Origin of the sequence: Bacillus sp. FJAT-26390, assembly GCF_001682865.1 — a bacterium.
In the GTDB taxonomy this organism is placed as follows: domain Bacteria; phylum Bacillota; class Bacilli; order Paenibacillales; family Paenibacillaceae; genus Pristimantibacillus.
In genome coordinates this window covers 35,215-55,993 of the sequence record NZ_MAQX01000007.1, presented here as the reverse complement: position 1 = coordinate 55,993, position 20,779 = coordinate 35,215, and the positions used below count along the sequence as shown (strand labels likewise).

Here is a 20,779-nt window from a genome sequence, read left to right as displayed (position 1 = left end):
GACATTTGATACCACATCGGATCCAACTATACGCGACGACGTTTCGGCGGACGGCATCCGTTATGAGGTACTGGTGTTACGTCTTTAATGAGGTTAACTTCCAACCCGGCAGCTTGAAGCGAACGAATCGCAGCTTCACGGCCAGCGCCTGGACCTTTTACCATCACTTCGACGGTTCTCATGCCATGCTCCATCGCTGCTTTAGCAGCTGTTTCAGCAGCCATTTGAGCTGCGAAAGGCGTGCTCTTACGTGAGCCTTTGAAGCCCATGTTACCAGAGCTTGCCCATGAAATTGCATTGCCGTGCGGATCCGTGATCGTAACGATCGTATTGTTGAATGTCGAGCGAATGTGCGCAACGCCAGTCTCAATATTTTTCCGGTCGCGACGTTTCGTACGAACGATTTTTTTTGGTTTAGCCATTGTCCATTATCCTCCCTTCTTATTTCTTCTTGTTAGCTACAGTCCGACGAGGACCTTTACGAGTACGTGCATTCGTTTTCGTGCGTTGACCGCGAACAGGCAAGCCGCGACGGTGACGAAGACCACGGTAGCATCCGATTTCAGTCAGACGCTTAATGTTAAGCGAAATTTCACGACGCAAGTCGCCTTCTACTTTAACAGATTTGTCGATTGCTTCGCGAAGGCGAGCAAGTTCGTCTTCTGTCAAATCGCGAACGCGAGTATCGAAGCTAACTTCAGCTGTTTTCAAAAGTTGTTGCGACGTTGTTTTGCCGATACCGAAAATGTATGTCAGGGCGATTTCGACGCGTTTGTCACGCGGCAAGTCTACACCAGCTATACGTGCCATAGGCTATATTCCCCTCCTTCTATCCTTGTTTTTGTTTGTGTTTCGGATTTTCACAAATCACCATAACGTTGCCTTTGCGACGAATGACTTTGCATTTTTCGCAGATCGGCTTTACCGAAGGTCTAACCTTCATTGTGATTACCTCCCGAATCTTTCGTGAGCAAGTCCCTGCTGGACTTACTTACGATAGGTGATGCGCCCTTTTGATAAATCATAAGGCGATAACTGTATAACCACCTTGTCTCCTGTCAGGATGCGAATAAAGTGCATTCTGAGCTTACCGGAAACATGTGCGAGAATTTGATGACCGTTCTCCAGCTCCACCTTGAACGTGGCATTCGGCAACGGCTCAATGACCGTACCTTCGACCTCAATGATGTCTTCCTTAGCCAACCGTCATTCTCCTTTCGCATGTGCAAACTTCTGAATTGCGTAACGTAACTTAGCGTTGGTAACCCTGCCGGTTTCTTGCATGCTGCTTGAAACCTCTGAACTAATTGCAGGCTGTAACTCGAGATGTAGAACGTTCTTTTTCTTCGGCTGATCAAATCGGCGCTTGTGCCCATCCGCAATCATAACGAATCGATCGTCGACGATTGCCAAGATAATCGCATAGCTTTCCTCATCTTTACCGCGAAGTACTTTGACGAACTGACCAATCTGGGGACGAGCTTCCATAATCATAGACTATGGCTGCTGCGGCAAAATGGTCAATATTTCAAAGCCGTCCTCTGTAACAGCTACTGTATGCTCGAAATGAGCGCACCATGAGCTGTCTTCCGTTACAACCGTCCAATTGTCTTCGAGCGTCCGGACATATCGTTCACCGATATTAACCATTGGTTCGATTGCAAGCACCATTCCGGTCTTCAGACGAGGTCCGCGATCTGGTATGCCGTAGTTCGGTATTTGTGGTTCCTCATGGAGGTCCGCGCCGATTCCGTGCCCTACGTATTCCCGTACTACGGAGAATCCTGCATCTTCAATTACCTTCTGAATAGCATGCGAAATTGTATATAGTCTAATATCTGGTTTGATCAGCGCAAGTCCCGCATAAAGCGAAGCTTCCGTCACATCAAGCAGCCTTTGTACTTCAGGCGTAACGGCTCCTACCGCATAGGTCCAAGCCGAGTCACCGTGATAGCCTTCAAACTGCGCACCGATATCGATACTGATTATATCGCCTTCGTTCAACTTGCGTGACCCAGGGAAGCCGTGCACCAGCTCGTCATTCACAGAAGCGCAAATGCTGGAAGGGAAACCATTGTAACCTTTAAAGGAAGGGATCGCATTTTGACTCTTAATGTACGTTTCAGCGATTTGGTCAAGCTCACGTGTAGTGATGCCTGGTTTCACAGCTTCCGACATCAATCGATGCGTTTCCGCGACAATACGTCCGGCTTCCCTCATAAACTGCAGCTCCGATTCGGATTTGCATATTATCATTACAATGAACCTCGCAAGCAGGAAACAATGTCTGATGTTACAACATCGATGTCCTTCTCGCCGTCGACTTCGCGTAGGAGACCTTTAGCACTGTAGTAATCGAGTAGAGGCGCGGTTTTGGATGTGTATTCGTCCAAACGAGTTCCGACCTTTTCCTCTGTATCATCAGAGCGCTGATACAATTCCCCGCCGTCCTTGTCGCAGATACCTTCGACCTTAGGGGGGTTAAAGATTACATGATAAGTCGTACCTGTCGTTCTAGATATGCGTCTGCCCGTCAAGCGAGCAAGCAGCAAACTGCGGTCAACCTTTAAATTTACAACATGGTCGATACTGCGACCGAGCTCCGCAAGCATAGCATCAAGTGCTTCAGCCTGCTGCAGTGTGCGAGGAAACCCGTCGAGCAAGAAACCATTTTTGCAATCATCTGCTTCGAGTCTTTCTTTCACAATACCGTTCGTGATCTCATCGGGAACGAGCAGGCCTTGATCGACATACTCTTTCGCTTTGATTCCAAGTGCAGTTCCTTGTTTCATAGCGAGGCGGAAAGCATCGCCAGTTGAAATGTGGGGAATACCGAACTCTTCAACGATCCGTTCAGCTTGTGTACCTTTACCGGCTCCCGGAGGGCCCATGAATAAAATGTTCATTGCTGAGTTCCTCGCTTTAAGCACAATAGGCTCGGGCGGGCTGCCGCACAACGCTAGTTGACGAACGCGGAAGCCCGGTCAGAACCTATTGTTATTTATTGATAAACCCTTTGTAATGGCGTTTGATCAACTGGCTCTCAATTTGCTTCATCGTATCCAGTGCAACACCGATAACGATTAGCAACGAGGTGCCGCCTAGCTGCACTGAGCGCGGTAATCCTGCAAGTGTTCCGAAGAACACTGGCAATACAGAGATGATAGCCAGGAAGATCGCACCCGTCAACGTAATACGCGACATAACGCGTGTTAGGTATGACGAGGTCGGTTTACCTGGACGAATGCCAGGAATGTATCCACCGTTTTTCTTCATCTGATCAGCCATTTGCACCGGATTAATTTGCACGAATGTGTAGAAGAAGGTAAAACCGATAATTAACAATACGTACAATACCATACCAAGCGGTCTGTCATAGTTCATATTGTCAATAATCCATTTTGCCCAGACCTGATTGGACCAGAACTGTGCAATCGTAATCGGGAACATGATAAGTGAAACCGCGAAAATGACTGGAATAACGCCTGCGCCATTCACTTTCATCGGAATGTGTGTCGATTGTCCGCCGTACATTTTCCGTCCAACGACGCGTTTAGCGTATTGAACAGGAATTTTACGAATACCTTGTTGTACGAATATAACACCGACGATGATTGCGATAATCGCAATCAGAATCAGTACCATTTTGATGATGTTCAAGAACAGTTGATCTTGGGCACCTACGAATTGATCTTGCACGATCGTACGAATGTGTCCTGGGATACCAGCTGCAATTGCTGCAAAGATAAGAATGGAAATACCATTTCCGATTCCTTTTTCCGTAATTTGCTCGCCGAGCCACATCAAGAATGCAGTACCTGCAGTCAGGATGATCGCGATGAGTAAATAGTCTACGAATGTTGCGCCAACGATCATCTCATAACCGTATTGACGGTTAAATCCGATCGCTGTTGCGAAACCTTGGATCAAACCAAGAACAATCGTACCATAACGAGTGATTTGTGCGAGTTTACGTTTACCGTTCTCGCCTTCCTTTGCCCACTCCGCAAATTTAGGAATAACGTCCATCGATAACAGCTGTACGATAATCGACGCTGTAATGTAAGGCGTAATTCCGATTGCGAAGATTGAGAATTGGAACAAAGCACCGCCGGAAAACGTGTTAAGCAAGCCGAACAGATCCGCACCGGCTGCATCAACCTGCTTAAACACATCTTTGTTTACATCGGGTACCGGTATGAAAGAACCGATACGGTATACTAAAAGGATGAAAAGGGTGAAGAGGATCCTTGTACGAAGATCCGCCACTTTCCAAATATTGGACACGGTCTTGAACAATTAGATCACCTCGGTTTTACCGCCGGCAGCCTGGATTTTCTCTACCGCAGATTGAGAGAACTTGTTTGCTTTTACAGTAAGTGTAACGCTAACTTCACCATTACCCAAAATTTTGATTCCTGCGAGCGGGTTCTTTACGATCCCAGTCTCGATGAGAACTTCTGGAGTGACTTCAGTACCTGCTGCAAACGCATTTAGCTCTTCAATGTTGACAATCGCGTACTCTTTGCGGAACGGGTTGTTAAATCCACGTTTCGGCACTCGACGATACAAAGGATTTTGTCCGCCCTCGAAACCAGGACGAACGCCGCCGCCGGAACGAGCGTTTTGACCTTTGTGACCTTTACCGGCCGTTTTACCGTTACCGGAACCGATACCGCGACCTTTGCGCTTAGGCGCTTGGGTTGAGCCCGGTGCTGGTGCTAGCTCATGCAATTTCATCGTTCGTGCACCTCCTTATTTATTTCTTAGAACCAAAATCTATTCTTATACTTCTTCTACATTTACCAAGTGACTAACAGTGTTAACCATGCCACGGATAGCTGGGCTATCGTTCAAAACAACTGCCTGACGAATCTTTTTTAGACCTAAAGATTCAACCGTTGCACGTTGTTTCTCGTTGCGACCGATTAAACTGCGAACGAGGGTGATTTGCAATTTTGCCATCTTATTTCCCTCCTTAGCGTAACAGCTCTTCGACTGTTTTTCCACGAAGCTTTGCAACATCTTCCACGCGTTTAAGACGGGAAAGACCTTCAAGCGTTGCGTTAACCATGTTCATGGAGTTCGAAGAACCTAGCGATTTCGTCAAGATGTCGCCGACACCAGCAAGTTCAAGTACTGCACGAACTGGGCCGCCAGCGATAACGCCAGTACCTTCGGAAGCTGGCTTCAGAAGAACTTCACCTGCGCCGAAATGTCCGAGTACAAGGTGAGGAATAGTCGTTCCTACGATTGGTACGTGGATCAGGTTTTTCTTAGCATCTTCGATACCTTTGCGGATTGCATCAGGTACTTCGCCTGCTTTACCGATCCCTGCGCCAACGTAGCCTTTACCGTCGCCGACTACTACAAGTGCACTAAAGCTGAAACGGCGTCCGCCTTTTACAACTTTAGATACGCGATTGATATTAACAACTTTTTCAGTCAGTTCTAACGTATTTGGATCTACACGCAAGTCGTTTAACCTCCTTATAAATAAAGTCGATTAGAATTCAAGGCCAGCTTCGCGAGCTGCTGTAGCAAGCGCCTGAATTCTGCCGTGATACAAGTAACCGCCGCGATCAAACACTACTTGGGATACACCCTTAGCTTGAGCGCGTTTCGCAATCAATTCTCCGACTTTTGTCGCTGCATCGATGTTACCACCGTTGCCAACTGCTTCAACCAACTCTTTATCCTGTGTGGATGCGGAAGCGATTGTTACACCTGCAACATCGTCGATCAATTGTGCATACATATGCTTGGAGGAACGGAATACAGATAGACGCGGACGTGCAGCTGTACCGTTAATTTTTTTACGAACACGAAGGTGTCTTTTCAGACGAGCCTTGTTTTTGTCGCCTTTCGTAATCATTCAAGGTTCACTCCTTTCCTTATGCCTTAAGACGCTATCTTAAGCAAACTTACTGTTTGCTTATTTTTTCTTACCGGCTTTACCTTCTTTACGGATGATGCGCTCGCCTTCGTACTTGATACCTTTACCTTTATACGGTTCTGGTTCACGTACGGAACGAATTTTTGCTGCAGTAGCACCAACTAGCTCTTTATCAATACCGCGAACAGTGATTTTCGTGTTAGCAGGTACATCGAACTCGATGCCGTTATCTGGAGCAATTTCGACTGGGTGAGAGTAACCAACGTTAAGAACGATTTTATCACCAGTTTTGTTAGCACGGTAACCTACGCCAACTAGCTCCAAGTTTTTGGAGAAGCCTTCTGTAACGCCGCTCACCATGTTAGCGATGACGCTGCGAGTAGTTCCGTGCAACGAACGATGCAATTTATTATCGGAAGGACGTTCTACAAGAATTTCCGTTTCCGTTACATTCACTTTCATTTCTTTGTGAATTTCACGAGAAAGCGATCCTTTAGGTCCTTTTACAGTAATAACTGTGTTGTCCAAGCTGATTGTTACGCCGTTAGGCACTTGGATTGGTTTGCGACCAATACGGGACATTGTTACACCTCCTATCTTTATGACTTGTTACTTACCAAACGTAGCAAACTACTTCGCCGCCGGATTTAACCTGACGAGCTTCTTTATCAGTCATAATCCCTTTGGAAGTGGAAATAATTGCAATTCCAAGTCCACCGAGTACACGAGGGATTTCAGTTGATTGTGTATAAACGCGAAGGCCTGGTTTTGAAATACGTTTCAAGCCAGTAATAACGCGCTCTTGGTTAGGGCCGTATTTCAAGAAAATACGGATAATCCCTTGTTTATTGTCTTCGATATATTCAGCGTCGCGGATAAAACCCTCGCGCTTCAAAATCTCAGCGATTTGCTTCTTCATTTTCGAAGCGGGCATTTCCACGGTCTCGTGACGAACGACATTCGCGTTACGAATACGCGTCAACATATCTGCAACCGGATCAGACATAACCATTGTGTTAACCTCCTTCCCAAACTAGGCTGATTACCAGCTTGCTTTTTTAACGCCAGGAATCTGGCCCTTATGTGCTAACTCACGGAAACAAATCCGGCAAATTTTAAACTTTTGCAAAACAGAATGCGGACGGCCGCAACGCTCACAGCGCGTATACGCGCGCACTTTAAATTTCGGTGTGCGTTGTTGCTTCACTTTCATCGAAGTTTTTGCCACTGGGTATTACACCTCCTAAAAGTGGATTACTTCGTGAACGGCATGCCCATTTGGGTCAGCAATTCACGAGATTCTTCGTCCGTTTTTGCCGTCGTGACGATGACGATGTCCATACCGCGCACTTTATCGACTTTATCGTACTCGATCTCTGGGAATATCAATTGCTCTTTCAAGCCAAGCGTATAGTTACCGCGACCGTCGAAAGCTTTATTCGATACACCGCGGAAGTCACGTACACGCGGTAGAGAGATGTTGAACAGTTTATCTAGGAAATGGTACATACGCTCGCCGCGCAATGTAACCTTAACCCCGATTGGCATGTTCTCACGAAGTTTGAAGCCTGCAATAGACTTCTTCGCACGAGTAACGACTGGTTTTTGACCGGAAATGATACGAAGCTCTTCAACAGCTACATCAAGGATTTTCGAATTGGAAACCGCTTCGCCTACCCCCATGTTGATAACTACCTTCTCAATTTTCGGCACTTGCATAACAGACGTATAGTTGAACTTCTGCATAAGAGCAGGAGTTATTTCGTTTAAGAAACGACCTTTCAATCTTGCTGCCATTGATCATGGACCTCCTTTCCTACCGTAACGATTAGTCGATTACTTCTCCGGAACGTTTCGCGATCCGAACTTTCTTGCCGTTGTCGAGCACTTTGTATCCGATACGTGTTACTTTACCGCTTTTCGGATCGATGTGCATAACGTTTGAAACGTGAATTGGTGCTTCTTGTTCGATAATACCGCCCTGTGGATTAGCTTGCGATGGACGAGTATGTTTCTTAACAGTGTTGACACCTTCTACGAGTACGCGATTTTCACGCGGGTACGCAGCGATAACGCGGCCCTTCTTACCTTTGTCTTTACCGGTAATGACGATAACCGTGTCGTCTTTTTTCACGTGCAATTTGTTATTATGGGATTCGAGAATTTTTTTCAGCCTTGGCATGAGTTACACCTCCTGCGCGCTTGTGCTTTCAAGCTTATATAGGTTCTTAGATTACTTCTGGTGCTAGCGATACGATTTTCATGAAATCTTTATCGCGAAGTTCACGGGCAACAGGTCCAAAGATACGAGTACCACGTGGGCTTTTATCTTCTTTTACAATTACAGCTGCATTCTCATCAAATGCAATGTACGAACCGTCTTTACGACGAACCGAACGCTTTGTACGAACGATAACCGCTTTAACAACGTCACCCTTTTTGACAACGCCGCCTGGTGTTGCTTGTTTTACTGAGCAAACGATCAAATCGCCGATGTGTCCAACGCGACGTCCCGTTCCACCAAGTACACGGATACACATCAATTCTTTTGCGCCAGAGTTGTCAGCAACCGCTAAGCGCGAAAATGGTTGAATCATTTCAACGTCCTCCTTTCGGAAAAATGCTCAGATACTGCATACGCTCATTAGATAATAACAGCTACTTCAACAACTTCTACGAGTCTGAAGCGCTTGTCTTTCGAAAGCGGACGAGTCTCCATGATTTTCACGATATCACCAATTTTAGCTTGGTTGTTCTCATCGTGCGCTTTAAATTTTTTCGTAACTTTAATGCGTTTATGGTACAAATCGTGTTTTTTATATGTTTCAATAGCAACTACGATTGTTTTATCCATTTTGTCGCTTACCACTTTGCCGATTAGAACTTTACGGGCATTGCGTTCACTCATGTTCTTCCTCCTTCCTTCAGCCGTGTTTATGCATTCATGTAAGGGATAGACTAGCTGCTAATTCCGAGTTCTCTTTCACGCAAAATCGTTTTAGCACGAGCAATTCCTTTACGCACATCACGGATCCGAGTCGGGTTATCCAATTGGCCAGTAGCCAGTTGGAAACGAAGATTGAAAAGCTCTTCTTTAAAACCAGCGACCTGTTGTTCAAGCTCAGCAGAGGTTAGGTTTCTAAATTCACTAGCTTTCATTTGCTTCACCACCCACTTCTTCACGTTTCACGAATTTAGTCTTGATTGGCAATTTATGAGCCGCAAGACGCATCGCTTCACGAGCGGTTTCTTCGGATACGCCAGCAAGTTCAAACAGGATTTTACCTGGTTTAACTACGGCTACCCATTTCTCAACGTTACCTTTACCACTACCCATACGCACTTCAAGAGGCTTTTGAGTAATTGGTTTGGCAGGGAAAATCTTGATCCATACTTTACCACCACGTTTGATGTAGCGAGTCATTGCAATACGAGCCGCTTCGATCTGACGGTTAGTGATCCATGATGGTTCTAGAGCTTGAAGACCAAATTCGCCGAATGCTACTGTAGTGCCGCCTTTAGCGCGACCCTTCATATGACCGCGTTGTTGTTTGCGGTGTTTGACACGTTTAGGTACCAACATGATTAGTTGCCTCCTTCCTGGGGAGCTTTCTTCTTAGTCGGAAGGACTTCGCCGCGATAGATCCATACTTTAACGCCGATTAGGCCGTATGTTGTAGCCGCTTCAGCCGTGCCGTAATCAATATCAGCGCGTAGTGTATGAAGTGGTACTGTTCCTTCGCTGTAGCCTTCCGAACGTGCGATTTCCGCGCCACCGAGACGACCGCTAACTGCAGTTTTAATCCCTTTAGCACCTGAACGCATGGAGCGTTGAATTGCTTGCTTCAATGCGCGACGGAAAGATACACGACGCTCAAGTTGTTGTGCGATGCTTTCAGCTACAAGAATAGCGTCAAGATCTGCATGTTTGATTTCAGAGATGTTGATGTGTACTTTTTTGCCTTTAGTAATTTTACCAAGCTCAGTACGTAGGTTTTCTACTTCGGAACCGCCTTTACCAATTACCATACCTGGTTTTGCGGTTTGAATCGTTACGTTCACGCGGTTAGCTGCACGTTCGATCTCGATGTGAGAAACTGCTGCGTCTTTCAGCTTGTTTTTCAAGTATTCACGGATTCTAACGTCTTCCATAAGAAGATCGCCGAAATCTTTGCCCGCGAACCATTTGGACTCCCAATCACGGATAACTCCGACCCGGAAGCCTACTGGATTTACCTTTTGACCCACACGTAATCCCTCCTTATTTTTCAGATACCACCAAGGTAATGTGGCTGGTTCTTTTATTGATCCGGCTTGCGCGACCCATCGCACGAGGACGGAAACGTTTCATCGTTGGCCCTTGGTTAACGAAGGCTTGCGATATAAACAATTTGTTTACGTCAAGCTGATAGTTGTGCTCAGCGTTAGCAATGGCAGAGTTCAGCAGCTTCTCCAAAATTGGGGATGCAGACTTAGGCGTGTGACGCAAAATCGCGATTGCTTCGCCAACTTGTTTACCGCGAATCAAATCCGCAACAAGCTGTGCTTTACGGGGAGCAATACGGATAAATTTAGCGTGCGCTTTAGCTTCTGGCATGTAGGAACCTCCTCTCGTTCAGTGAAAGATGTTAAGGGCAAATTAACGTCTGCCCGTTTTTTTGTCTTCGCCAGCATGGCCTTTGTACGTACGAGTTGGTGCAAATTCACCAAGCTTGTGTCCAACCATATCTTCCGTTACATATACCGGTACGTGCTTGCGTCCGTCATATACTGCAAACGTGTGACCAATGAATTGCGGGAAAATGGTCGAGCGGCGGGACCAGGTTTTGATAACGACCTTTTTCTCAGCTTCGTTCAATACCTCGACTTTTTTAAGCAGGTAACCGTCAATAAACGGACCTTTCTTTAAACTGCGACCCATTTGTGTTCCTCCCTTCATATAAGCGGTAGCGATACTTGCGCATCACGCGGTTTTTATCAAGCTGCTATTATTTCGTGCGACGACGAATAATGTATTGGCTCGATGCTTTTTTCTTCTTGCGCGTTTTGTAACCAAGAGTTGGTTTACCCCAAGGCGACATTGGCGATTTGCGTCCGATTGGAGCACGGCCTTCACCACCACCGTGTGGGTGATCGTTAGGGTTCATTACAACACCACGTACTTGTGGACGATTTCCGAGCCAACGGTTACGGCCGGCTTTACCGATTTTCACGAGTTCGTGATCTTCGTTACCAACAGAACCGATTGTTGCACGGCAAGTGTTCAAGATACGACGAACTTCACCGGATGACAAACGAACGGATACGTAGTTATCTTCTTTACCAAGAAGTTGAGCACTAGTACCAGCTGCACGAACAAGTTGTCCGCCTTTGCCTGGTTTCAATTCGATGTTGTGGATAACTGTACCGACTGGGATGTTCACAAGTGGCAACGCGTTGCCTGGCTTGATATCAGAACCTACGCCAGAAGTTACTTGATCTCCAACTTTCAAACCTTTAGGAGCGATGATGTATGCTTTTTCACCATCTACGTAATGGATCAAAGCGATGTTGGATGAACGGTTCGGATCGTATTCGATCGTCGCTACGTTACCAACAATACCGTCTTTAGTACGTTTGAAGTCGATGATACGGTATTTACGTTTGTGTCCGCCGCCATGGTGACGAACCGTAATTTTACCTTGGTTGTTGCGTCCTGCTTTTTTGAAAAGAGGAGCAAGCAACGATTTCTCCGGTGTGCTTGTCGTAATCTCTTCGAAAGTCGATACGGACATGTTACGACGAGCTGGAGATGTCGGTTTGTACTTTTTAATTGGCACTTCGATTTCCTCCTTTTCTAAACAGACGTTTCAAAGAATTCAAGTTCTTTGCTATCAGCGCTCAGTTGAACGATCGCTTTTTTCCAATCCGGTCTGTATCCGCTATGTTTACCATAACGTTTTGGTTTACCCGCAACACGCATTGTGTTAACGCCGGTTACTTTTACTTTAAAGATTTGCTCGATTGCAAGTTTGATTTCAGTTTTGTTTGAACGAAGATCTACTTCAAACACGTACTTTTTGTCAACCATGTAATCGCTCGTACGTTCCGTGATAACCGGGCGCTTGATAATATCGCGTGGATTTTTCATTACGCAAGCACCTCCTGTACTTTCTCTACTGCTTCTTTAGTGATGATAAGATTATCATGCACGAGTACATCCAGAACATTGATGCCGTCAGCTGCAACGAACTTCACACCTGGGATGTTACGAGCAGACAATGCTACATTGTCTTCGTAGTTAGCCGTTACAACTAGTGCTTTGCGGCCAACTTTAAGGTTGCTCAAGATTGCTGCGAATTCTTTCGTCTTAGGAGCTGCAAATGTCAGTTGATCCAAAACGATAATCTCGTTTGCAATCACTTTCGATGACAATGCCGATTTAATCGCTAGACGACGAACTTTCTTAGGAAGCTTGAATCCGTATGAGCGTGGAGTCGGTCCGAATACTACGCCGCCGCCAACCCATTGCGGGGAGCGAATGCTACCTTGACGAGCACGGCCAGTACCTTTTTGTTTCCAAGGTTTACGACCGCCACCACGTACTTCGGAGCGTCCTTTAGTTTTGTGATTACCGAAGCGTTCAGATGCTTGTTGATTAACAACAGCACTGTGCAGAACATGAACGTTTGGTTGAATTCCGAAAACCGTTTCAGCCAGTTCTAGTTCGCCCACTTGCGCGCCGCTCACGTTATATACTGTTACTTTTGGCATTTCCTGTTCCTCCTTTCTTTAAGAGCAATTAGTTCTTAACAGTTTGTTTTACTTTTACAAATCCGTTTTTAGGGCCCGGAATGGATCCTTTTACAAGAAGAACGTTACGTTCTGCATCTACACGGATAACTTCAAGCTTTTGAATCGTAATTGTTTCGTGACCCATATGTCCTGGAAGGCGTTTGCCTTTCGGTACACGGTTCGCTTGGATAGAACCCATCGAACCTGGTCCACGGTGGTAACGGGAACCGTGAGACATAGGACCCGTGCTTTGTCCCCAACGTTTGATAACGCCGGCAAAGCCTTTACCTTTAGAAATACCTGTTACGTCAACGAATTCGCCCTCTGTGAATAGGTCAGCTTTCACTTCTTGGCCAACTTCATAATCACCCAGGTTAATTCCGCGAATTTCACGAACGTAGCGCTTAGGTGTTGTGTTAGCTTTTTTAGCATGACCAGCTTCTGGCTTGTTCGATCTGCTTTCTTTCTTGTCAGAGAAACCGAACTGAACAGCTTCGTAGCCATCGTTCTCTTGGTCTTTCTTCTGAAGTACTACGCAAGGTCCAGCTTCGATAACCGTTACAGGAACGACATTACCTTCAGCAGTAAACACTTGAGTCATACCAAGTTTTTTTCCTAAGATACCTTTCATGTTGACACCTCATTTCCTTTCTATGATCGCATATGCTGATATTACAGTTTGATTTCGATATCTACACCGGATGGTAAATCCAGGCGCATCAACGCATCAACCGTTTGCGGCGTTGGGTTTACAATGTCGATCAAACGCTTATGAGTGCGTTGTTCGAATTGCTCCCTGGAATCCTTGTACTTGTGTACCGCACGGAGAATGGTGATGATTTGCTTTTCCGTTGGCAACGGAATCGGCCCGGATACGCCTGCACCGGAACGTTTTGCAGTTTCAACGATTTTCTCTGCGGATTGATCAAGAATTCTGTGATCGTATGCTTTCAAGCGGATACGAATCTTTTGCTTTGCCATATAAGTCCCTCCTTCTATCGCCCAATTTATTATCGGACATACTCCGTGAGAAAACCCTGGCACATGCCCCATGGCAAAGGGGCCGGGTGTGTCGGCAACCTCTCACATCATCGCAACGTCAGACCAACAGACACTATTATACCGAATCCAATAGGCAAATGCAACATAAAGTTAAATCATTTTCTATTCACGCATATTAATGAGAAATCATGAATAAATTTTATGCCGCATTCCTATATCGGTAACTGGAACAGCTCGCATCCCGCGCTACATATATAATAGAAGAAACACTTCCGTTCATGGGTGAAACCATTAACTTCACTGCAGCTTGTCTGGCAATAACGCATAACTTGTCCATATAACGCCCATTATGTCCCTTATTACAATCGTTTAGAACCTATTATTATAATAACGGACTTAATGGGCGCTATCTGATTATAAACACATCGCGATCGAAAAGACACCACCAAATAACGCCAACGTTTAAGGGCATCATTCTGCCGCAAATAAAAACACACAGAGACCATTGGTCGCTGCGTGCTCCATTCTTCCAACCTTTATCCTAGAACGATTCTATCGTCAGCCAGCTTCTTGCCGCTAATGAGCTCGAACTCACCGAGCAGCTGCTCGACAGTAAGATCCTTTTTGCGTTCTTCAGGCACATCGAGAATGATTCGGCCTTTATCCATCATAATCAGTCGATTGCCAAGTCGGATAGCCTGCTCCATATTGTGCGTAACCATTAACGTAGTCAAATTCATCTCACGGACAAGCGTTTCTGTCAGCGTAGTGATGAGCTCGGCGCGAGAAGGATCAAGCGCAGCGGTATGCTCATCGAGCAGCAATATCTGCGGCCTTGTAAAGGTAGCCATAAGCAAGCTAAGCGCTTGTCTCTCTCCACCTGACAATAACCCTACTTTTGCTCCTAGACGGTTCTCTAGGCCAATACCAAGCCGCTGAAGCTCTTTTTTGAAAATAGTACGCTTCGCACGTGTTACTCCGAACGAGAAGCCACGAGATTTTCCACGAGCATATGCAATCGCCAGATTCTCTTCAATGGACATGCGCGGCGCCGTGCCGGCCATCGGGTCTTGGAATACGCGGCCGATCCATTGGCTGCGTTGATACTCAGTAAGCTGGCTTATATTGCGTCCGTCAATCCGAACCTCACCGGCATCCGGCTTCATTACGCCTGAAATGATATTCATCAGCGTAGATTTGCCAGCGCCGTTGCTCCCGATCACCGTAATAAAATCGCCCGGCTTCATAATAAGGTTGGCGCCAACAAGCGCCGTCTTCTCATCTACAGTGCCTGGATTAAACAGCTTGGACACTTTCGCTATCTCCAACATTAGCGTCCACCTCCAGGCTGCGCTTTATCCAGGGAAGCAAGCATTTCTGCCGTTCGTCTTCGCGCTATGTTTTTTTGCTTCATTACTCTGCGCGTTGACGGCACTACCAGTGCAAATATAATGATAACTGCTGTAATCAGCTTCATGTCTGAAGCGTCCAACCAATCCACGCGGAGCGCGAATGCATAAATGATCCGATAGATGATCGATCCGAGCACGGCTGCGAGCGTCGCTCTAAAAATCGTACGAGCTCCGAATATCGCTTCCCCGATAATAACCGATGCAAGCCCGATAACGATCATACCGATCCCCATGCTATTGTCGGCGTACTTCTGGTAATGAGCAACCAGACCGCCAGATGTTGCTACAAGCGCATTCGATAAAGCAATGCCAAATATCGTCGTAACATCAGTGTTTGCGCCAAAGCTGCGGATCATACGAGAGTTATCCCCTGTAGCGCGCAAGCTTAAACCGATGTCCGTACGGAAAAATAAATCGAGCACCAGCTTAACGATGATTACAAATACGATCATTACAGCAAGCGTCGATACGTTATCAAATAAATTGTCATGTCCTCTTAGGGACAGATTCGGCTTACCCATTATTCTTAAGTTAATGGAATACAAGGCAATCATCATAATAATACCTGACAATAAACCGTTAACTTTACCCTTCGTGTGAAGCAAGCCCGTAAAGGTACCTGCGATAGCTCCGCCTATAAATGAACATATAATTGCAAGCCAAGGTGCCGTTCCGTTTACGGTTAAAACAGTTCCAATAGCAGCGCCTGTTGTAAAGCTGCCGTCAACAGTTAGATCCGGAAAGTCAAGAATCCGGAATGTAATATAAACCCCAAGTGCCATAAGTGCATACAATAATCCGCTTTCTACGGCGCCTTGCATCGATGCGAGCAAATGACATACCTCCTTTATCATAACAAGGGGGTGAACGAGTAACCCGATCACCCCATGTATACCTTTGTTGTATTACTTTTATCTTAACAGCACTAAATTACTCGATGATGTTGTTCGCTTGGTCTTTAACGAATGCTTTCATCTCGTCAGTTACAGTAATGCCTTGCTCTGCAGCAGCTTTCATATTGAAGATGAAATCCAGCTTTTGTGGGACCGTAACATTCATCTCCGCTGGTTTTTTGCCGTTTTTCAAAATCTCGACAGCCATTTGGCCAACTTCATAACCATGATCATAATATTTGAAGCCTACTGCTGCGAATGCGCCTTTTTCAACGGTATCGCGGTCAGCCGAGAAAAATGGAATATCCTTTTCATTAGCTACTTCAATAATTGCGTCTGCGCCGGTAACAACCATATTATCAAGCGTAATATAAATGGCATCAACACGGCCAACCAATGAATCGGCAGCTTGTTTAACGTCTGAAGAATTGGCTACAGATGCTTTGATAAGCTTGATATTATGTTTAGCAAGTGCTTCCTCAGCAATTTTGGCCATAACGACAGCGTTTTGCTCACCTTCGTTAATGATTAGACCAACATTTTTCACGTCAGGAATTTGGGATGCGATAAAGTCCATTGTTTGAGTAATAGCTGCAGGATTTGTATCCGATGCACCTGTAATGTTGCCGCCTGGCGCCTCGAGCTGCGTTACGATTCCTGCTTCAACAGGATCTGTTACTGCCGCAAACAATACAGGCATGTCCTTAACATCGTCAGCAAGAGCCTGTGCGGTCGGTGTAGCGATACCTAGTGCAAGATCGCTTTTGCTGTTAGCGATTTTTTGAGAAATCGTCTTAATATTTGTAGGATCGCCTTGTGCATTGTTGAAATCAAGCTCCAAGTTTTTGCCTTCTTCAATTCCTGCATCCTTAAGAGCAGCAACGAAGCCGTCATAAGTCGCGTCAAGCGATGGATGTTCCACGATTTGTGAAACTGCGATTTTGTACGTTTTTTCGGACGAGCCGGCCGTGTTTGTTGTCGAACCTTCGTTGTTCGTGCCTGATTTACCTGTGTTGGCACCACATGCCGCCGTTACAACCATAATTGAAGCCAGTGCAATACTTAGCCAAAACTTTCTGTTCATCCTTTAAACCCCTCTCATCTTATAAGTCGTCTTGTAAAGAAGCTGTTATGAACTAATCAAGTACAGCAAAGCATCATCGCTTTCTCTCATTAAAGTCTATGACTGTACGTAATCGGCTGTTTGTTAACGAGCAAAGACGACATTCTTCTACTATTCCCTAATATTAAATGGGCGTGAGGTGTACAGTCAATCATTAGTTGAATGTAAAATTAAGTAAGCCGACCTATTGACCGACTCTGCTTCTACATAAATCAAAAGCCCCCACCGAGGTGAGGGCTTTTGTTATTCATAGCGGCTAAAGCCGCCATCAATTATTTTTGGATAGAAGCTACAGCGCCAGCGCCTACAGTACGGCCGCCTTCACGAATAGAGAAACGAGTTCCCTCTTCAACAGCGATTGGAGCGATAAGCTCAACCGTTACAGTGATGTTGTCGCCAGGCATAACCATCTCAGTGCCTTCTGGCAGGTTGATGATACCCGTTACGTCAGTTGTACGGAAGTAGAACTGTGGACGGTAACCTGTGAAGAAAGGCTTGTGACGGCCACCCTCTTCTTTAGTAAGAACGTAGATTTGTGCAGTGAAGTTAGTGTGTGGTTTAACCGAACCCGGTTTAGCCAAAACTTGTCCACGCTCAATGTTGCTACGGTCTACACCGCGAAGCAATGCGCCTACGTTGTCCCCAGCTTGAGCGGAGTCAAGCAATTTACGGAACATTTCAACGCCTGTTACTACGGATTTACGGGATTCTTCAGCAAGACCGATAATTTCTACCTCGTCGCCGACTTTGATAACGCCACGCTCTACGCGACCTGTAGCAACTGTACCACGGCCAGTGATTGTGAATACGTCCTCGACAGGCATAAGGAAAGGCTTAGCTGTGTCGCGCTCAGGAGTTGGGATGTAAGTGTCAACTTGCTCGAAGAGCTCGATGATTTTTTCAGCCCAAGGACCTTCTGGGTTAGCAAGAGCTTCACGAGCAGCACCACGAATGATCGGAGTGTCGTCACCTGGGAACTCATACTCAGAAAGAAGGTCACGAACTTCCATTTCTACCAATTCAAGAAGCTCTTCGTCTTCAACCATGTCGCATTTGTTCAAGAATACTACGATGTAAGGTACGCCTACTTGTTTCGAAAGCAAGATGTGCTCACGAGTTTGTGGCATAGGGCCGTCAGTAGCGGAAACTACAAGAATAGCTCCGTCCATTTGTGCAGCACCAGTGATCATGTTTTTTACATAGTCGGCGTGACCTGGGCAGTCAACGTGTGCGTAGTGACGAGCAGGCGTCTCATACTCAACGTGAGCTGTCGAGATCGTGATACCACGCTCGCGCTCTTCTGGAGCTTTATCGATTTGGTCGAATGCGATTGCTGCACCGCCGTATTTTTTGGAAAGTACAGTTGTGATAGCTGCTGTCAAAGTCGTTTTACCGTGATCGACGTGACCGATAGTACCGATATTAACGTGCGGTTTGTTACGTTCAAATTTTGCCTTAGCCATTGAACTTGAGCCTCCTCAATATATCATGAATTTTTTTATGTGTGGGCCGACATCAGGTTTGCAAGCAAACTAAGCTGGCGGCCAAAAGCACTTGTTTAGAAGTACAAAAGCGATTACTCGCCTTTGTTCTTAGCAATGATCTCTTCAGAGATCGATTTTGGAACTTCTTCATAGTGAGAAAGCTCCATGGAGAATACGCCGCGTCCTTGTGTACCGGAACGTAGTGTAGTGGAATAACCAAACATCTCGGAGAGAGGTACCTTGGAGCGGATAATTTGTGCACCTGCACGAGTATCCATACCTTCGATACGACCACGACGGGAGTTAAGCATACCCATAACATCGCCCATGTACTCTTCAGGAACAGTAACTTCTACCTTCATGATTGGCTCAAGAAGAACTGGCTTACATTTTTCTTTGGCAGCTTTAAGCGCCATCGAACCTGCAATTTTAAACGCCATCTCCGAGGAGTCAACATCATGGTACGATCCGTCAACAACAACAGCTTTGACATCAACGAGCGGGAAGCCAGCGATAACGCCGTTCTTCATTGACTCTTCGATACCAGCTTGGATAGGAGCGATAAACTCACGAGGAATCGATCCACCGACTGTTTTGTTTTCGAAAATAAAGCCTGAACCTGGCTCAAGTGGTGAGAATTCAACCCAACAATGACCGAATTGACCTTTACCACCGGACTGACGAACGAACTTACCTTCAACCTTCGCAGCTTCACGGAACGTTTCACGGTAAGCAACTTGTGGCTTACCAACGTTTGTTTCAACTTTGAATTCACGGAACATACGGTCAACGAGAATCTCAAGGTGAAGCTCACCCATACCAGAAATGATTGTCTGGTTTGTTTCTTCGTCTGTATGTGCGCGGAAAGTAGGATCTTCTTCTGCCAGTTTGGAAATTGCGATACCTAGTTTATCTTGGTCAGCTTTCGTTTTTGGCTCGATAGCAACCGAGATAACAGGCTCTGGGAAGTTCATTGATTCAAGAATGATAATGTTCTTCTCATCGCAAAGAGTGTCTCCTGTTGTTGTGTCTTTAAGACCAACAGCTGCAGCAATATCACCTGCATACACTTCAGAGATCTCTTGACGAGCGTTCGCGTGCATTTGCAGAATACGTCCAATCCGTTCGCGTTTGCCCTTAGTTGAGTTAAGAACATAAGAACCGGATTTCAGAATTCCTGAATACACACGGAAGAACGTCAATCTACCAACATAAGGATCCGTCATGATTTTGAATGCCAGAGCCGCGAACGGATCTGTATCGGATGATGGACGTTCACCTTCTTCTCCGTCTTCAAGCGTACCTTTAATTGAAGGTACGTCAAGCGGAGATGGAAGATAGTCAACAACCGCATCCAACATCAATTGAACGCCTTTATTGCGGTAAGATGAACCAACGATTACTGGGAAGATTTTAACTTCGCAAACACCCTTACGGAGTGCTGCTTTAATTTCTGGAATAGTGATTTCTTCACCTTCCAAATATTTCATCGTTAACTCTTCATCCAGCTCAGCGACCTTCTCAATCAATTCCGTACGAAGCTCTTCCACTTGGTCAGCATACTCCGAAGGAATTTCAACTTGAATAGGGTCTTTACCTGTATCGTCTTTGTACTTGTAAGCTACACGTTCAACGATATCGATAACGCCGACAAAATCAGACTCAGCGCCAATCGGAATTTGAATGGCAACAGCATTAGCTTGCAGACGCTCACGCATATCTTTGATAACGTTAAGGAAGTCTGCGCCAATGATGTCCATTTTGTTTACGTAAGCGATACGCGGAACGTTGTAACGGTCAGCTTGACGCCATACAGTCTCGGACTGTGGCTCAACGCCTTCTTTAGCACTGAAAACTCCAACGGCCCCGTCCAATACGCGCAGGGAGCGCTCAACTTCTACTGTGAAGTCAACGTGTCCCGGGGTGTCGATAATATTAATACGGTGTCCATTCCATTGAGCAGTTGTCGCAGCAGACGTAATCGTAATACCGCGCTCTTGTTCTTGTTCCATCCAGTCCATCGTAGCTGCACCTTCGTGCACTTCTCCGATTTTGTGGGTACGGCCCGTGAAGAACAAAATCCGTTCAGTTGTTGTGGTTTTACCAGCATCAATATGCGCCATAATCCCGATGTTACGCGTATTGTTCAAGGAGAACTCTCTTGACATAAAATGGTCTCCTCTCGAATGTTAGAA

General features: G+C 45.9%; 34 protein-coding genes. All 34 read right to left on the bottom strand.

All coding sequences use genetic code 11. The features are described 5' to 3' along the window. Positions 1-26: 26 nt before the first annotated feature. Entirely contained in the window at positions 27-422 is a 396-nt protein-coding gene (gene rpsK / locus A7975_RS11290) for a 30S ribosomal protein S11 (protein ID WP_065385175.1), read from the bottom strand. Between the two features lie 19 nt (positions 423-441). Beyond that, positions 442-810 carry a 30S ribosomal protein S13 gene (gene rpsM, locus A7975_RS11285; protein ID WP_053373920.1) on the bottom strand — a complete coding sequence of 123 codons (369 nt, stop codon included), beginning with the start codon at positions 808-810 and terminating at the stop codon, positions 442-444. 19 nt (positions 811-829) lie between these two features. Then, on the bottom strand, positions 830-943 hold the full coding sequence (gene rpmJ, locus A7975_RS11280; protein WP_003333770.1) for a 50S ribosomal protein L36: 114 nt from the start codon (positions 941-943) through the stop codon (positions 830-832). Positions 944-987: 44 nt separating this feature from the next. Further along, on the bottom strand, positions 988-1,203 hold the full coding sequence (gene infA / locus A7975_RS11275) for a translation initiation factor IF-1 (protein WP_053373919.1): 216 nt from the start codon (positions 1,201-1,203) through the stop codon (positions 988-990). A 3-nt stretch (positions 1,204-1,206) separates the two neighbouring features. After that, positions 1,207-1,488: a KOW domain-containing RNA-binding protein gene (locus A7975_RS11270; protein ID WP_082198143.1), complete on the bottom strand. Its 282-nt coding sequence runs from the start codon at positions 1,486-1,488 to the stop codon at positions 1,207-1,209. Positions 1,489-1,497: 9 nt separating this feature from the next. Then, positions 1,498-2,256 carry a type I methionyl aminopeptidase gene (gene map / locus A7975_RS11265; protein ID WP_053373917.1) on the bottom strand — a complete coding sequence of 253 codons (759 nt, stop codon included), beginning with the start codon at positions 2,254-2,256 and terminating at the stop codon, positions 1,498-1,500. Further along, a complete protein-coding gene (locus tag A7975_RS11260) occupies positions 2,256-2,906 on the bottom strand; it encodes an adenylate kinase (protein ID WP_053373916.1) in 651 nt (216 codons plus the stop codon). The genes map and A7975_RS11260 overlap by 1 nt, the downstream gene beginning before the upstream one ends. 91 nt (positions 2,907-2,997) lie before the next feature. Beyond that, complete coding sequence (gene secY, locus A7975_RS11255; protein WP_053373915.1) at positions 2,998-4,299, bottom strand: preprotein translocase subunit SecY; 1,302 nt, start codon at positions 4,297-4,299, stop codon at positions 2,998-3,000. Beyond that, a complete protein-coding gene (gene rplO, locus A7975_RS11250; RefSeq protein WP_053373914.1) occupies positions 4,300-4,740 on the bottom strand; it encodes a 50S ribosomal protein L15 in 441 nt (146 codons plus the stop codon). Between the two features lie 45 nt (positions 4,741-4,785). Then, positions 4,786-4,965: a 50S ribosomal protein L30 gene (gene rpmD, locus A7975_RS11245; RefSeq protein ID WP_053373913.1), complete on the bottom strand. Its 180-nt coding sequence runs from the start codon at positions 4,963-4,965 to the stop codon at positions 4,786-4,788. A 13-nt stretch (positions 4,966-4,978) separates the two neighbouring features. Then, positions 4,979-5,476: a 30S ribosomal protein S5 gene (gene rpsE / locus A7975_RS11240; RefSeq protein WP_053373912.1), complete on the bottom strand. Its 498-nt coding sequence runs from the start codon at positions 5,474-5,476 to the stop codon at positions 4,979-4,981. 30 nt (positions 5,477-5,506) lie between these two features. Further along, positions 5,507-5,875, bottom strand: a complete 369-nt coding sequence (gene rplR / locus A7975_RS11235; protein ID WP_053373911.1) for a 50S ribosomal protein L18 — start codon at positions 5,873-5,875, stop codon at positions 5,507-5,509. Positions 5,876-5,935: 60 nt separating this feature from the next. After that, the gene (rplF, locus tag A7975_RS11230) at positions 5,936-6,478 is read right to left on the bottom strand and encodes a 50S ribosomal protein L6 (protein WP_053373910.1); all 543 of its coding nucleotides are present in this window, start codon (positions 6,476-6,478) and stop codon (positions 5,936-5,938) included. Positions 6,479-6,509: 31 nt separating this feature from the next. Continuing rightward, the gene (gene rpsH, locus A7975_RS11225; protein ID WP_053373909.1) at positions 6,510-6,908 is read right to left on the bottom strand and encodes a 30S ribosomal protein S8; all 399 of its coding nucleotides are present in this window, start codon (positions 6,906-6,908) and stop codon (positions 6,510-6,512) included. Positions 6,909-6,938: 30 nt separating this feature from the next. Then, complete coding sequence (locus tag A7975_RS11220) at positions 6,939-7,124, bottom strand: type Z 30S ribosomal protein S14 (RefSeq protein WP_037291562.1); 186 nt, start codon at positions 7,122-7,124, stop codon at positions 6,939-6,941. Positions 7,125-7,150: 26 nt separating this feature from the next. Then, positions 7,151-7,693 carry a 50S ribosomal protein L5 gene (gene rplE / locus A7975_RS11215; RefSeq protein WP_053373908.1) on the bottom strand — a complete coding sequence of 181 codons (543 nt, stop codon included), beginning with the start codon at positions 7,691-7,693 and terminating at the stop codon, positions 7,151-7,153. A gap of 31 nt (positions 7,694-7,724) precedes the next feature. Beyond that, positions 7,725-8,078, bottom strand: a complete 354-nt coding sequence (rplX, locus tag A7975_RS11210) for a 50S ribosomal protein L24 (RefSeq protein WP_081417369.1) — start codon at positions 8,076-8,078, stop codon at positions 7,725-7,727. Positions 8,079-8,124: 46 nt separating this feature from the next. Beyond that, the gene (rplN, locus tag A7975_RS11205) at positions 8,125-8,493 is read right to left on the bottom strand and encodes a 50S ribosomal protein L14 (protein WP_053373907.1); all 369 of its coding nucleotides are present in this window, start codon (positions 8,491-8,493) and stop codon (positions 8,125-8,127) included. 47 nt (positions 8,494-8,540) lie between these two features. Continuing rightward, positions 8,541-8,804: a 30S ribosomal protein S17 gene (rpsQ, locus tag A7975_RS11200; protein WP_053373906.1), complete on the bottom strand. Its 264-nt coding sequence runs from the start codon at positions 8,802-8,804 to the stop codon at positions 8,541-8,543. A gap of 50 nt (positions 8,805-8,854) precedes the next feature. Then, positions 8,855-9,055, bottom strand: a complete 201-nt coding sequence (gene rpmC, locus A7975_RS11195; RefSeq protein ID WP_053373905.1) for a 50S ribosomal protein L29 — start codon at positions 9,053-9,055, stop codon at positions 8,855-8,857. Further along, a complete protein-coding gene (gene rplP / locus A7975_RS11190) occupies positions 9,045-9,479 on the bottom strand; it encodes a 50S ribosomal protein L16 (RefSeq protein ID WP_028609647.1) in 435 nt (144 codons plus the stop codon). The genes rpmC and rplP overlap by 11 nt, the downstream gene beginning before the upstream one ends. A gap of 2 nt (positions 9,480-9,481) precedes the next feature. Further along, a complete protein-coding gene (gene rpsC, locus A7975_RS11185) occupies positions 9,482-10,144 on the bottom strand; it encodes a 30S ribosomal protein S3 (RefSeq protein WP_053373904.1) in 663 nt (220 codons plus the stop codon). Between the two features lie 13 nt (positions 10,145-10,157). Continuing rightward, positions 10,158-10,493: a 50S ribosomal protein L22 gene (gene rplV, locus A7975_RS11180; protein ID WP_028609649.1), complete on the bottom strand. Its 336-nt coding sequence runs from the start codon at positions 10,491-10,493 to the stop codon at positions 10,158-10,160. A 42-nt stretch (positions 10,494-10,535) separates the two neighbouring features. Then, entirely contained in the window at positions 10,536-10,817 is a 282-nt protein-coding gene (gene rpsS / locus A7975_RS11175) for a 30S ribosomal protein S19 (protein WP_053373902.1), read from the bottom strand. Between the two features lie 67 nt (positions 10,818-10,884). Continuing rightward, a complete protein-coding gene (gene rplB / locus A7975_RS11170; protein WP_053373901.1) occupies positions 10,885-11,715 on the bottom strand; it encodes a 50S ribosomal protein L2 in 831 nt (276 codons plus the stop codon). Between the two features lie 17 nt (positions 11,716-11,732). Beyond that, positions 11,733-12,026 carry a 50S ribosomal protein L23 gene (gene rplW / locus A7975_RS11165; RefSeq protein ID WP_053373900.1) on the bottom strand — a complete coding sequence of 98 codons (294 nt, stop codon included), beginning with the start codon at positions 12,024-12,026 and terminating at the stop codon, positions 11,733-11,735. Continuing rightward, positions 12,026-12,649, bottom strand: coding sequence for a 50S ribosomal protein L4 (gene rplD, locus A7975_RS11160; protein ID WP_053373899.1), 624 nt, complete (start codon positions 12,647-12,649; stop codon positions 12,026-12,028). Before rplD ends, rplW begins: the two co-directional genes overlap by 1 nt. Positions 12,650-12,677: 28 nt before the next feature. Continuing rightward, positions 12,678-13,301: a 50S ribosomal protein L3 gene (rplC, locus tag A7975_RS11155; RefSeq protein WP_053373898.1), complete on the bottom strand. Its 624-nt coding sequence runs from the start codon at positions 13,299-13,301 to the stop codon at positions 12,678-12,680. A 41-nt stretch (positions 13,302-13,342) separates the two neighbouring features. Next, entirely contained in the window at positions 13,343-13,651 is a 309-nt protein-coding gene (gene rpsJ / locus A7975_RS11150; protein ID WP_017692074.1) for a 30S ribosomal protein S10, read from the bottom strand. Positions 13,652-14,208: 557 nt separating this feature from the next. After that, complete coding sequence (locus A7975_RS11145) at positions 14,209-15,003, bottom strand: ABC transporter ATP-binding protein (protein WP_053373897.1); 795 nt, start codon at positions 15,001-15,003, stop codon at positions 14,209-14,211. Beyond that, the gene (locus A7975_RS11140; protein WP_065385179.1) at positions 15,003-15,905 is read right to left on the bottom strand and encodes an ABC transporter permease; all 903 of its coding nucleotides are present in this window, start codon (positions 15,903-15,905) and stop codon (positions 15,003-15,005) included. Before A7975_RS11140 ends, A7975_RS11145 begins: the two co-directional genes overlap by 1 nt. Positions 15,906-16,014: 109 nt before the next feature. Then, positions 16,015-17,061 carry an ABC transporter substrate-binding protein gene (locus A7975_RS11135; RefSeq protein WP_065385174.1) on the bottom strand — a complete coding sequence of 349 codons (1,047 nt, stop codon included), beginning with the start codon at positions 17,059-17,061 and terminating at the stop codon, positions 16,015-16,017. Positions 17,062-17,372: 311 nt separating this feature from the next. Further along, a complete protein-coding gene (gene tuf / locus A7975_RS11130) occupies positions 17,373-18,563 on the bottom strand; it encodes an elongation factor Tu (protein ID WP_053373895.1) in 1,191 nt (396 codons plus the stop codon). 113 nt (positions 18,564-18,676) lie between these two features. Then, positions 18,677-20,752, bottom strand: a complete 2,076-nt coding sequence (gene fusA / locus A7975_RS11125) for an elongation factor G (RefSeq protein ID WP_053373894.1) — start codon at positions 20,750-20,752, stop codon at positions 18,677-18,679. Between the last annotated feature and the right edge of the window lie 27 nt (positions 20,753-20,779).